Here is a 12,227-nt window from a genome sequence, read left to right on the forward strand (position 1 = left end):
TTTGAGATTTTTGGCCAGTGCATTAGCCAGAGCCTGCAACTGTTTTTCGTCCATAAAGTAACCTGCTTTTGATGTTGGATTGAACATATCAAAATCAGGCAATTACACAAATTTATGTACAGGCTCCCATCAAAAGCAATATCAAGGTCTACGGTAATCTACTGCATTTTTCATAATAACAGAATATACCCGTCATACTTCAAGTTGCCGCCGCGTGGGCTTACTCTTTCTCGGACAGATAAGGGTCAGCATAGCCCATTTGCTGCATAATCTCGGTTTCCAACGCTTCCATCTCTTCTGCTTCGTCGTCCTCGATGTGATCATAACCCAGCAGATGCAGACAACCGTGTATCACCATATGTGCCCAGTGGGCGTCTGCGGTTATTTGCTGTTCAATGGCTTCCTGCTCCACCACCTGGCGGCAAATAATCAGATCGCCCAATAATGGCAGCTCGACTTCCGGCGGCGCTTCAAACGGAAAGGAGAGTACGTTGGTAGGTTTGTCTTTGCCGCGATAGGTGTGATTCAGTTCGTGGCTTTCCGCTTCATCAACGATACGAATGGTCACTTCCGCTTCTGGCTGAAACTGCGGCAGTACCGCCTCCAGCCAACGCTGAAAATCCTGTTCGCTCGGCAGCCCTGCTGTATTGTCGCTGGCGATTTGTAAATCGAGAATAACCTGACTCATTATGACTCCTGCTTATCACCTGCCTCTGATGCGGCGGGTGAACTGACGACTTGTGCTTCGCGTTTACGCTCTTCTGCCTGCGCGGCACGACGTTTCTGGTCGGCTTCTTCCCAGGCTTCATAGGCGTTGACGATGCGCGCGACTACAGGATGGCGTACCACATCTTCACTGTGAAAGAAGTTAAAGCTGATCTCTTCCACATCGGCCAATGCGTCGATGGCGTGGCGCAGCCCCGATTTGATATTGCGTGGCAGGTCAATCTGGGTGATGTCGCCGGTGATGACAGCCTTGGAGTTGAAGCCAATACGGGTCAGGAACATCTTCATCTGTTCGATCGTGGTGTTCTGGCTCTCATCGAGGATGATAAAGGCATCATTCAGCGTGCGACCGCGCATATAAGCCAGTGGCGCTACTTCAATCACGTTGCGCTCAATGAGTTTTTCCACGCGCTCAAACCCCAGCATTTCGAATAACGCATCGTAGAGTGGGCGCAGATAAGGATCGACCTTTTGGCTCAAATCACCGGGCAGAAAGCCGAGTTTTTCTCCCGCTTCAACGGCCGGGCGCGTTAACAAAATGCGGCGGATATCTTGGCGCTCGAGCGCATCCACCGCCGCAGCGACTGCCAGATAGGTTTTCCCCGTTCCCGCAGGGCCTACGCCGAAGGTGATATCATGGTCGAGTATGTTGGCGATATACTGCGCCTGATTCGGCGTGCGCGGCTTGATGATGCCACGCTTGGTGCGGATGTTGATCGCCTTGCCAAAATCCGGAACGCTCTCGGCGCTTTGTTCCAGCACGCCCGATTCTTTGATTGCCAGATGAATCTGCTCGGGGTCAATATCCCCTTCCACACCACGCACGGGCGCGGTATCAACATAAAGACGTTGCAGAATATCTGCCGCCGCTTCAATACACAGGCCTTTTCCGACCAGTTTGAATTTATTGTCTCGACGGTTGATTTCGATTCCGAGACGGCGCTCCAACTGTTTGATATTACTATCAAAGTGGCCGCACAGATTGAGCAGGCGTTTATTATCAGCAGGTTCGAGGGCAATCTCTTTTATCGTTACGTTCAAATTATTCCTCTTGGTATATCAACGCTCATCATCATGAGTGATGAGAACAATAAGGTGCGAGATGATGATTGAATTATTTATCGTGAATAGGGAAAGGTGCAAGTGGCAATATGTTCATACCCATCATACTTCAAGTTGCAGATGCGTTGGCTGCGTTCACTCACCCGAATCACTTACCTGAGTAAGCTCATCGGGATTGAGGAATCTCATCCCTGAGATTCCCCCTTCGGGCCAGCGCAAGTGCTGTTCAAAACGTAAACGTTTTGTCCTGCAACTCGAATTATTTAGGGTATATGATGGCACGGGCGGGCGAGTGCATCGCCCGTGCGGATTATCCATCAAGGCTGGTAGAGGCCAACGCCGATATCGTTCTCTTTGCGGGTACGTGCAATTACGGAGGCCGGAGATTCATTGATGCGCAGGCCCATCTGGTCTTCGGTTTTGACAACCACACCGCGCAGCGAATTAGGACGAACGTCGACAATTTCAACATCAACGAACTTACCAATCATATCCGGGGTGCCTTCGAAGTTAACCACACGGTTATTTTCTGTGCGGCCTGACAGTTCCATCACGCTTTTGCGCGATGTACCTTCCACCAGAATGCGTTGGATGCTGCCTAACATACGGCGGCTAAACTGCATCGCTTGCTGGCTGATACGTTCTTGCAGAATATACAGGCGCTGCTTTTTCTCTTCTTCGCTGACATCATCAACCATGTCTGCGGCGGGTGTCCCCGGACGCGCAGAGTAGATAAAGCTAAAGCTCATATCAAAATTGACGTCACCAATCAGTTTCATGGTTTGTTCGAAATCTTCCTGGGTTTCACCGGGGAAGCCGATAATAAAGTCGGAACTGATATGAATATCCGGTCGTGCGCTGCGCAGTTTACGAATGATAGCTTTGTATTCCAGTGCGGTATGGCGGCGCTTCATCATGGTCAGAATACGATCGGAACCGCTCTGCACTGGCAGATGAAGGAAGCTCACCAGTTCAGGCGTATCTTCGTAGACGCTGATGATATCGTCGGTAAACTCAATCGGGTGACTGGTGATAAAGCGGAGACGGTCGATACCGTCTATTGCGGCTACCAGACGCAGCAAATCGGCAAACGAGCAGATGCTGCCATCAAAATTTTCACCACGATAGGCGTTGACGTTTTGACCCAACAGGTTAACTTCGCGTACTCCTTGTGCGGCCAACTGCGCAATTTCGTATAAGACGTCGTCACAGGGGCGGCTGACTTCTTCACCGCGCGTATAAGGCACCACGCAAAATGAGCAGTATTTGTTGCACCCTTCCATGATGGAAACAAACGCTGTCGGCCCTTCGGCACGAGGTTCCGGCAGCCGGTCAAATTTTTCGACTTCCGGGAAGCTGATATCCACCACCGGGCTATGTGTGCCCTGAACGTGGTTAATCATTTCTGGCAGGCGGTGCAGCGTTTGCGGGCCAAAAATCAGATCGACATAGCTGGCGCGTTCACGAATATGCTCACCTTCCTGAGAAGCAACACAACCGCCCACACCAATAATCAGATCGGGATTGTTCTCTTTCAGCGCTCTCCAGCGGCCAAGTTGATGGAAAACTTTTTCCTGTGCCTTTTCACGGATAGAACAGGTATTCAGCAGCAGAACGTCAGCCTCTTCGGCCACCTCGGTCAGCTCATAACCGTGTGTACTTTCCAGCAAGTCAGCCATCTTGGATGAATCGTATTCATTCATCTGACAGCCCCAGGTTTTAATGTGTAGTTTCTTTGTCATCGACTTGTCATTACTCAGTGCGGGTGAAAAAGCGTATTACCAAATCATAGATGCCCGAAAATACGGACGGGGCACGTATTGTAATCTTTTGCTGCGGTTGTGACCAGAGCGCGAAATTTGTTGAGCGTTTTTTTGCAGAGTCAACGCGGTTGTCGAAAATCCAGTACACTGTGCCTATCAGTCACACAGTTTGAGTCGGTTTAGGCACGATGAACGGAATAAATCAACGGTATGATGCCATCGTGGTCGGTGGCGGGATGGTCGGTGCCGCAGTCGCGCTCGTGCTCGCGCGCAACGGTTTTAAGGTCGCGGTGTTGGAGCAGGCTGCTCCCGCCGCCTTTATGGACGACAGTGCGCCGGATATTCGGGTTTCAGCGCTGGGATATGCGTCTGTTTCACTGTTAAAGTCGTTGGGTGCATGGTCGGGCGTTGAGCAGATGCGCTGTGCGCCTTATCGCCGGTTGGAAACCTGGGAATGGGATGATGCACGCGTTGCCTTTAGCGCCGCCGACCTGCACCTGCCCGAATTGGGGTTTATGGTGGAAAACCAGGTATTGCAACTGGCATTGTGGCAATGCCTGGCTGAGCAGCAGCGGTGTGATATTCGTTGCCCCGCGCAGATATGCAGCATGGTTCGCACGCCTGCGTGCTGGCAGATCGCGCTGGATAGCGGTGAGACATTGAGTGCGCCTTTGGTTCTCGGCGCGGATGGCGCGAACTCGCGCGTGCGCCAGTGGGCGGGGATCGGCATCAATGGATGGCAGTATCGGCAATCGTGTATGTTGATTGCCGTGGATACCCAGCAACCTCAGCAGGATTGTACCTGGCAGCAGTTTACGCCTCAGGGGCCGCGTGCATTTCTACCGCTGTTTGGATCATGGGGCGCGTTGGCGTGGTATGACAGCCCGCGCCGTATTCGTCAGCTTCAATCACTGTCGTTGCCACAGTTGGATAACGCGATTGCAGAAACTTTCCCCAGGCGTTTGGGGCCCGTGAAGTCGGTTGCCGCCGGGGCGTTTCCACTGGTGTGTCGTCATGCACAACGCTATGTGGCTGAAGGGGTCGCCTTGGTGGGGGATGCCGCCCATACCATTAATCCACTAGCCGGGCAGGGCGTGAATCTCGGCTATCGTGACGCGGACGCGTTGATTGATGTTGTGACTGGCGCCCGGGATGCAGGGGAGTGCTGGTACAGTGAAGCCGTTTTGCTGCGTTATCAGCGTCGGCGTAAGGCTGATAATCTGTTAATGCAAAATGGTATGGACCTGTTTTATAACGCGTTCAGTAATCGTTTGCCGCCATTGACCTTTGCCCGAAACATGGCATTGCTGGCTGCTGAGCGCGCAGGACGTCTTAAAACGCTGGCGCTGAAATATGCCATCGGTGTGTAACCTGTTGGTGTTAGTGTGGTGACGGTTGTCGATTTCTAAGGCGCTCAGGCGCAATTTTTTAAGGTAGCGGTTGTTTATGACGTATCTGTTTCTTTCTCTCGCCATTGTAGCGGAAGTGATCGCCACCTCGGCGCTAAAACTTTCGGATGGCTTTAGTCGTTTAATGCCCAGTATTATTACTGTGATCTTTTATGGCGTGTCGTTTTATTGCCTTTCTCTGACGATGCGCACGTTGCCGACTGGCATCATTTATGCCATCTGGTCTGGGGTTGGGATTGTGCTGATTGCCACGGTGAGCTGGCTATTTTACGGCCAGAAGCTCGATTTGCCTGCGATACTGGGGATGTTGCTGATTATCTTGGGTGTGATTGTGATTAACCTGTTTTCCAAGTCGGTGGCGCATTGAAACGGTATCTTTGATAGGCGAACCGAAGTGCTCTTCGTTTGTTGACTCGCGTTTTAATGTTCTCGCTATGATCGTCTCCCTGGTCGTGTTGTCATTGGCCGATGGAGAAGGTAGGCTCAATGTGTTAGTAACGATTGTCGCGCTGTTCTGAGGACACCAACGTTTGCTAGAATAAAAAACCTACTTCGATGTTGGTTTTTTTTGCCTGTTTACTGTGCGTTTATTGTGTTCTAAGGCCACCGGGTTACCGCCCGGTGGCCTTTAATCGTTTATTGAATAATGGATAAAAGCAAACAGGGCGACGTCTTTCGACTGTCGCCCTGTTTCTCGCTGTATTACCAGCGTTTTTTTGGCTGGGGTACGAGGATTCGAACCTCGGAATGGTGGAATCAGAATCCACTGCCTTACCGCTTGGCGATACCCCAACAACGTGCAATCCGATGCTGCATTAAGGTGGCTGGGGTACCTGGATTCGAACCAGGGAATGCCGGTATCAAAAACCGGTGCCTTACCGCTTGGCGATACCCCAATACCCTAACATGCCTTGTTGCTTAACAACCGTGAAGGAATGATGCGGGAGGCGAGACTTGAACTCGCACACCTTGCGGCGCCAGAACCTAAATCTGGTGCGTCTACCAATTTCGCCACTCCCGCAAGAAAAGATGGTGGCTACGACGGGAATCGAACCTGTGACCCCAGCATTATGAGTGCTGTGCTCTAACCAGCTGAGCTACGTAGCCATCTTTTCCGCGTCACCTTCATCGGCGTTGCGGGGCGCATTATGCGTAGTTGGCCGAATTGCGTCAACACATTTTTTCCCTAAAAACGCCTGTGACGGTTCGTTTGTTTGGGTTGTGAACAGTATGATGAGAAAAGCGACAATAAAACAGGTTTTCCTGCGACAAAAGTAAAAAAACGGGCCCATAAAGGGCCCGTTTTCATTCGAGATAATCACCATAAGGCAATGTTCTATAACGGCTACGCTCAGTACGCTGATTGGTGAACGCCAACCGCACGACCTGATGGATCGTCCATCTTTTTGAAGGATTCATCCCATTCGATCGCTTTTGCCGAAGAACAGGCAACAGAAGGGCCTCCAGGCACGCATTCTGCGGCGCTTGGTACCGGGAACAGCTCTTCGAAGATTTCACGGTACAGGTAGCCTTCTTTGGACGTTGGCGTGTTGTACGGGAAACGGAAGTGAACGGTTTCCAGTTGCTGGTCAGAAACCTGTTTTGCCGCCACCTCTTTCAACGTGTCGATCCAGCTATACCCTACGCCATCAGAGAACTGCTCTTTCTGACGCCAGGCGACGCTGTGCGGCAGGTAGGATTCAAAACATTCACGCAGAATGTGTTTCTCCATTTTCCCGTTGCCACACATTTTATCTTGAGGGTTGATGCGCATTGCCACATCCAGGAATTTTTTATCCAGGAACGGCACACGCGCTTCCACGCCCCAGGCAGACATGGCCTTGTTGGCACGCGCGCAATCGTATTGATGCAGCGCGAGCAGTTTACGTACCGTTTCTTCGTGCAGCTCTTTGGCGTTAGGCGCTTTGTGGAAGTACAGGTAACCACCGAACACTTCATCAGAGCCTTCACCGAACAGCACCATTTTGATTCCCATCTCTTTGATTTTACGTGACATCAGATACATCGGGGTAGACGCACGAATGGTGGTTACGTCATAGGTTTCGATGTGATAAATCACATCGCGAATGGCATCCAGCCCTTCTTGCACGGTGAAATGAATTTCGTGGTGCACGGTGCCCAGATGTCGGCCACTTCTTGCGCGGCTTTCAGATCCGGTGCACCTTCCAGGCCAACGGCGAAAGAGTGCAGTTGCGGCCACCAGGCTTCGCTGCGCTCGTCGTCTTCCACACGGCGTGCGGCAAATTTCTTGGTGATCGCGGAAATGACGGAAGAGTCCAGGCTGCCAGAAAGCAGTACGCCGTAAGGCACATCGGACATCAGGTGGCTTTTCACCGATTCTTCCAACGCTTCACGCAGCGCTTCTTTGTCGGTTACGTTGTCTTTGACGGCATCGTAGTCGAACCAGTCACGACGGTAGTATTCGCGAATTTCGCCGTCTTTGCTCCACAGGTAGCTGCCTGCCGGGAATTCCTTGATGGTGCGGCATACCGGCACCAGCGCTTTCATTTCCGAGGCCACGTACAGGTTGCCGTGTTCGTCGTAACCCATATACAGCGGGATAATGCCCAACTGGTCACGACCAATCAGGTAAGCGTCTTTTTCACTGTCATACAGGGCAAAAGCGAACATGCCGCGCAGGTCATCTAAGAATTCTGGCCCTTTTCCTGGTACAGTGCCAGAATGACTTCGCAGTCAGAACCGGTCTGGAAGGCATAACGGTCGACGTACTGCTGGCGTAATGCTTGATGGTTATAGATTTCACCGTTGACAGCCAGAATATGAGTGTGTGCCTGGTTGTAGAGCGGTTGGGCACCGGTGTTGACGTCAACGATGGAGAGACGTTCGTGGGCCAAAATCGCTTTTTCATTGGCATAAATACCAGACCAGTCCGGGCCGCGGTGGCGCATCAGTCGAGACAACTCCAGCGCTTTTTTACGCAATTCAACCGGATCGGTTTTGATATCCAACACACCAAAAATAGAACACATAAAGAACTCCCTCTTGCTCACCTGTCTGAAGTGAAATAACACGGTTAGGGCGTCAGCAACCTTGAGTGGGACAATGCCACAACGGTTAGCGTTGCCTTCTGCTGTACCAATGACAATGATTTAGCATCAAAATGCCACTTGAATTCAATATCATTTAATGAAAAAAGCCTTTGGCATGTATTTTATTCAATGCGAAAGGCTTATTTATGAAAAAATGATAATCAGTGTCGCTATTGAGGGCGAATTTTTGCAGATTTCATAATCCCGCAAACGTCCACCATCAAGAGGGTTCCAATAAATGCTGCAACAGCACACCGTTAAGCATGGCGCGTTTTACCAGCGCAAAAGCCCCAATGGGAGAGAGGTGGTTCAATGTGGAGACTTCAATCGGCAGGTGCTGACGAAATTCTTTCAGCACCTGGGGGTTGACGCAGCGTTGAATGGCGGGCAGCAAAATTTTCTCGGCATCGGTGATTTCACCCGCAATCACTACCTTTTGCGGATTGAACAGGTTGATGGCGATGGCAAGCGCTTTGCCTAAATATTTACCTGCATGCTCGAGCACATCTTGTGCCAGCGTATCACCCCGGTTAGCAGCTTTGCAGATGGCGGTGATGGTGCACTCTTCACGTGTCAGTTTGCTGCTGAACCCTTGCGACAGAAGATGAGCGACACGTTGCTCTATCGCACCGTTGGATACCACCGTTTCCAGACAGCCAAAGTTGCCGCAGTGGCAGCGTTCGCCAAGGGGGTCGATTTGAATATGCCCGATTTCGCCCACGTTGCCGTTGCTACCGAGGAATATTTGCCCGTTGACCAAAATGCCCGCACCGGTGCCACGGTGAACGCGGACCAGGATTGAGTCTGGGTAGTCGTGAGTTGCACCAAAATAGTGTTCAGCCAGCGCCAGGCTGCGAATATCATGGCCGACAAAGCACGTGACCTTGAAGCGCTGTTGTAGCAACTGTACCAGCGGCCAGTTATCGACGCTAATATGCGGCATGTAATGCACCATTCCCGCCGAGGGATCGACCAAGCCGGGGAGCACGACCGAGATAGCGATCAGTTCCCGAATACGGCGTTGATTGATGGCGATAAAGTCTCTGATCGCGTCAAACAGCGAGGCTTCCAGCGTATCCTGTGTACTTTCTGTCAACGGGTAGTGGGCATCGCTAAGCGATTTACCCTGAAGATCGTAGAGCGCAATCGTGGCACCATGGCGGCCCAGACGCACTGCGATCGCGTGAAAAGGCCGTGTTTCACAAATGATGGAAATGGCACGCCGTCCGCCGGTAGAGGCCTGTTGGTCAACTTCTTTTATCAACCCGCGTTCCAACAACTGACGCGTGATTTTCGTGACGCTGGCAGGGGCCAACTGACTGAATTCGGCTATCTGAATGCGGGAAATGGGGCCTTGTTGATCAATCAGACGATAGACAACGGCACTATTTAACTGCTTGACCAGATCAACATTCCCTATTTGTGCTTGTCCGCCTGTCGTCATTCTTGAACGCTCGCTTATCTTTTCGGCCTCGTTTTATATCCCCCTACCTCAGATAGCCTAAGCGTTTGCTACACGTGTTATCGCGTATAGACGCTATTGCCATTCACGAAGGTATGAAGGACGTGGTACCCATAATCAAATACTGTCAGGTTGGCGATTTTTCCACTTTCGATACTGCCTAACCGATCGTCCAGATGCATGGCGCGCGCTGGGTAAAGGGTTGCCATGCGCAGCGCTTCATCTAGCGCAATACCGACATATTTCACGCTGTTCTTGACGGCATCGATCATCGTCAGTGCCGAACCGCTCAGCGTGCCGTTATCATCCACGCACAACCCATCACGGTAGTATATGGTTTTACCGGCAAAAGTGAACCTATCGATATCAGCACCTGCCGGGGCCGTGGCATCGGTGACCAGCACGAGTTTCTCACCTTTGATCCGTTTGCTGTTGCGGATATTGGCCCAATCAACGTGCATGCCGTCGGCAATGATGCCGCAGTAGATCTCTGGTGCGTCATAAATAGCGCCCACCAAACCCGGCTCGCGTCCGCTAATATACGGCATGGCATTAAACAGGTGTGTGGCAAAGTGAATACCGGCAGCAAACCCGCGTTTCGCTTCCTGCCAGGTGGCATTGGAATGTCCGGCCGAAACCACGATCCCTGCCTGGCTAAGCTGTCGAATCATGGCGTGTGGCACCTTTTCCGGTGCGAGCGTGATTTGGCCAATCACATCCGCATTGGCACAAAGATAGTCAACCAGCTGTTGCTCTGGCGCACGGATCAGACGGGCATCGTGCGTACCTTTTTTCACCACATTCAGCCACGGTCCTTCAATATGCAGGCCGAGTGCCTGATTGGCGTGTAACGCGAGATAAGCGCGCAGGGTTTCAACCGCGTGCTTGATAAAGGCATCACTGGAGGTGATAAGCGTAGGGAGAAAACTGGTGCAGCCAGAGCGTTGATTGGCCTGCTGCATGGTTTCTAGCGTGGCAATGGAAATGGCATCAAGGCTGTCATTGAACTGGACGCCACCGCAGCCGTTAAGCTGTAAATCGATAAAGCCGGGGGCCACCGAGGCACCATTCAGATCGTGGCGTGGCAGGGTGTCGGGAAGATCGGATTCGGGGCACACGCTTTCGATCGTGTCATCGTTGATAACGATAGCATGGTCATCCAGTATTTGGTGCCCGGTATAGATACGACAATGGGTTAACGCATACATCTTGAACTCCCGGCTTACAGATTAAAGACCGATAATGCTTTCAGCTTCCAACTCGTGGAAGTATTTCACGGTTTTTACTTTCAACTCCATGGTAGAGGGCTCATCGCAAACAATGATTGCCTTGGCATGCAGTTGCAGACAACTGATGGTCCACATGTGATTTACATTGCCCTCTACGGCTGCCTGTAACGCTTGTGCCTTGTTACGGCCAGACACCAAAATCATCACTTCCTCAGCATCTAACAGGGTGCCGACGCCGACGGTAAGCGCATATTTGGGAACCTGAGACACATCACCCTCGAAGAAACGGGAATTAGCGGTGCGGGTCTCTTCGGTCAACGTCTTGATCCGCGTACGGGAGGCTAAGGATGAGGCGGGTTCATTAAACGCAATATGCCCGTCATTACCTACCCCCCCCATAAACAGGTGAATCTTGCCATAGGAGGCCATTTTATCTTCATAGCGTTGGCATTCGACCACCACATCTGGAGCGTTACCGTTCAACAGGTTAATATTTTCCTGAGTAATATCAACGTGATTGAAGAAATTCTCATACATGAACGTGTGATAACTTTGCGGATGTGCGGCTGGCAGACCGACATATTCATCCATATTAAATGTCACCACGTGCTTAAAACTGACCAGCCCCGCGTTGTGCATCACGATAAGCGCTTTATAGGCTTCTAACGGTGAGCTGCCTGTTGGCAGGCCTAACACAAAAGGGCGCTCAGCGCTGGGGTTAAAGGCATTGATGCGCTGCACAATGTGTCGCGCCGCCCATTTGCCTACCTGTTCTGATGTGATTACGGGAATAAGTTTCATACATAAATCTCCGGATAAGCGTTCCAAAACCAGTGAACCGATTTGCTACTGTCTGGATGATAAAAATAGGTTATTAGTTAGTCTAGCCTGTTTTTTTTATCTTGAAATAAGATCGGGCGATTGATAGGTATAATGATTTGATATGCGGGTGTTTTGCGCGTTATGTCACAAAATGTCAGGGTTTAATTTGCGTAGCGAATTATTTTTTTACACTTCAAGCACAAGCCGCCTGGTATGGGATGACTGCTGTGAATGGGTTTAACGGGCAGTTTGGTATCCCCTGGCGGGAGAGAGAGGATAATGTGAGTGTTCTTAGCTATTTGCAAAGGGTAGGCCGAGCGCTGATGGTGCCAGTGGCGACGTTGCCAGCCGCAGCGATTCTCATGGGGATAGGGTACTGGATCGATCCCAATGGTTAGGGGAGTGAGAGTGCGCTGGCAGCGTTGCTGATCAAATCCGGTGCCGCAATCATTGAAAACATGGGCGTGCTGTTTGCGGTAGGCATCGCTTATGGTATGTCCAAGGATAAAGATGGGGCGGCAGCGTTAACCGGGTTCGTCGGTTTTCTGGTGCTGACCAGACCCTGTACACGATTCTGTGTAAATGCCTTTTCTCAGTAGTGACCGTCCAGACGATCACCGAACTCGATAATAAAGCGGCTCATAGCCATACGCCAGTCCCTCAGCGGCATCGTCCATTTTTGT

General features: G+C 51.3%; 8 protein-coding genes, 4 tRNA genes and 2 pseudogenes. 3 read left to right on the plus strand and 11 right to left on the minus strand.

What is annotated here, in order from left to right:
* Positions 1–220 precede the first annotated feature (220 nt).
* The 3 genes from ybeY to miaB form a co-directional block, all read right to left on the minus strand.
* Positions 221–688: an rRNA maturation RNase YbeY gene (ybeY, locus tag ACTBDZ_RS10060; protein WP_438815204.1), complete on the minus strand. Its 468-nt coding sequence runs from the start codon at positions 686–688 to the stop codon at positions 221–223.
* Entirely contained in the window at positions 688–1,767 is a 1,080-nt protein-coding gene (locus ACTBDZ_RS10065; protein ID WP_438815205.1) for a PhoH family protein, read from the minus strand. Before ACTBDZ_RS10065 ends, ybeY begins: the two co-directional genes overlap by 1 nt.
* 338 nt (positions 1,768–2,105) lie before the next feature.
* Positions 2,106–3,530, minus strand: a complete 1,425-nt coding sequence (gene miaB, locus ACTBDZ_RS10070) for a tRNA (N6-isopentenyl adenosine(37)-C2)-methylthiotransferase MiaB (protein ID WP_438815206.1) — start codon at positions 3,528–3,530, stop codon at positions 2,106–2,108.
* 209 nt (positions 3,531–3,739) lie between these two features.
* On the opposite strand from miaB, the gene ubiF reads away from it, so the two are divergent.
* Together ubiF and ACTBDZ_RS10080 are read left to right on the plus strand one after the other, a co-directional pair.
* Positions 3,740–4,921, plus strand: coding sequence for a 3-demethoxyubiquinol 3-hydroxylase (ubiF, locus tag ACTBDZ_RS10075; RefSeq protein WP_438815207.1), 1,182 nt, complete (start codon positions 3,740–3,742; stop codon positions 4,919–4,921).
* Between the two features lie 76 nt (positions 4,922–4,997).
* Entirely contained in the window at positions 4,998–5,327 is a 330-nt protein-coding gene (locus tag ACTBDZ_RS10080) for an SMR family transporter (RefSeq protein WP_222160002.1), read from the plus strand.
* Between the two features lie 350 nt (positions 5,328–5,677).
* Here the strand turns inward: ACTBDZ_RS10080 and ACTBDZ_RS10085 are convergent.
* From ACTBDZ_RS10085 to nagB, 8 genes and pseudogenes are all read right to left on the minus strand, one after another.
* Positions 5,678–5,752: transfer RNA gene (locus tag ACTBDZ_RS10085), tRNA-Gln, on the minus strand.
* A gap of 29 nt (positions 5,753–5,781) precedes the next feature.
* Positions 5,782–5,856 (minus strand) — tRNA-Gln (locus tag ACTBDZ_RS10090).
* A gap of 43 nt (positions 5,857–5,899) precedes the next feature.
* Positions 5,900–5,981 (minus strand) — tRNA-Leu (locus tag ACTBDZ_RS10095).
* 9 nt (positions 5,982–5,990) lie between these two features.
* Positions 5,991–6,067, minus strand: a tRNA-Met gene (locus ACTBDZ_RS10100).
* A gap of 244 nt (positions 6,068–6,311) precedes the next feature.
* Positions 6,312–7,971: pseudogene (gene asnB / locus ACTBDZ_RS10105) on the minus strand (asparagine synthase B).
* 280 nt (positions 7,972–8,251) lie between these two features.
* Positions 8,252–9,475 carry a DNA-binding transcriptional regulator NagC gene (nagC, locus tag ACTBDZ_RS10110; protein ID WP_438815208.1) on the minus strand — a complete coding sequence of 408 codons (1,224 nt, stop codon included), beginning with the start codon at positions 9,473–9,475 and terminating at the stop codon, positions 8,252–8,254.
* A 77-nt stretch (positions 9,476–9,552) separates the two neighbouring features.
* Positions 9,553–10,701: an N-acetylglucosamine-6-phosphate deacetylase gene (gene nagA, locus ACTBDZ_RS10115; RefSeq protein ID WP_438815209.1), complete on the minus strand. Its 1,149-nt coding sequence runs from the start codon at positions 10,699–10,701 to the stop codon at positions 9,553–9,555.
* 21 nt (positions 10,702–10,722) lie between these two features.
* Positions 10,723–11,523, minus strand: coding sequence for a glucosamine-6-phosphate deaminase (gene nagB / locus ACTBDZ_RS10120; RefSeq protein ID WP_438815210.1), 801 nt, complete (start codon positions 11,521–11,523; stop codon positions 10,723–10,725).
* 302 nt (positions 11,524–11,825) lie between these two features.
* Between nagB and ACTBDZ_RS10125 the strand changes: the two are divergent.
* Positions 11,826–12,128 (plus strand): annotated as a pseudogene (locus ACTBDZ_RS10125) (PTS transporter subunit EIIC); the annotation flags it as partial.
* Between the last annotated feature and the right edge of the window lie 99 nt (positions 12,129–12,227).

The organism is Symbiopectobacterium sp. (assembly GCF_051710365.1).
In the GTDB taxonomy this organism is placed as follows: domain Bacteria; phylum Pseudomonadota; class Gammaproteobacteria; order Enterobacterales; family Enterobacteriaceae; genus Symbiopectobacterium.

Bases quoted from the DNA above. Each gene is read 5' to 3' on its own strand.
- ybeY (WP_438815204.1), bottom strand. From the start codon at position 688: ATGAGTCAGGTTATTCTCGATTTACAAATCGCCAGCGACAATACAGCA.
- miaB (WP_438815206.1), bottom strand. From the start codon at position 3,530: ATGACAAAGAAACTACACATTAAAACCTGGGGCTGTCAGATGAATGAA.
- ubiF (WP_438815207.1), top strand. From the start codon at position 3,740: ATGAACGGAATAAATCAACGGTATGATGCCATCGTGGTCGGTGGCGGG.
- ACTBDZ_RS10080 (WP_222160002.1), top strand. From the start codon at position 4,998: ATGACGTATCTGTTTCTTTCTCTCGCCATTGTAGCGGAAGTGATCGCC.
- nagC (WP_438815208.1), bottom strand. From the start codon at position 9,475: ATGACGACAGGCGGACAAGCACAAATAGGGAATGTTGATCTGGTCAAG.
- nagA (WP_438815209.1), bottom strand. From the start codon at position 10,701: ATGTATGCGTTAACCCATTGTCGTATCTATACCGGGCACCAAATACTG.
- nagB (WP_438815210.1), bottom strand. From the start codon at position 11,523: ATGAAACTTATTCCCGTAATCACATCAGAACAGGTAGGCAAATGGGCG.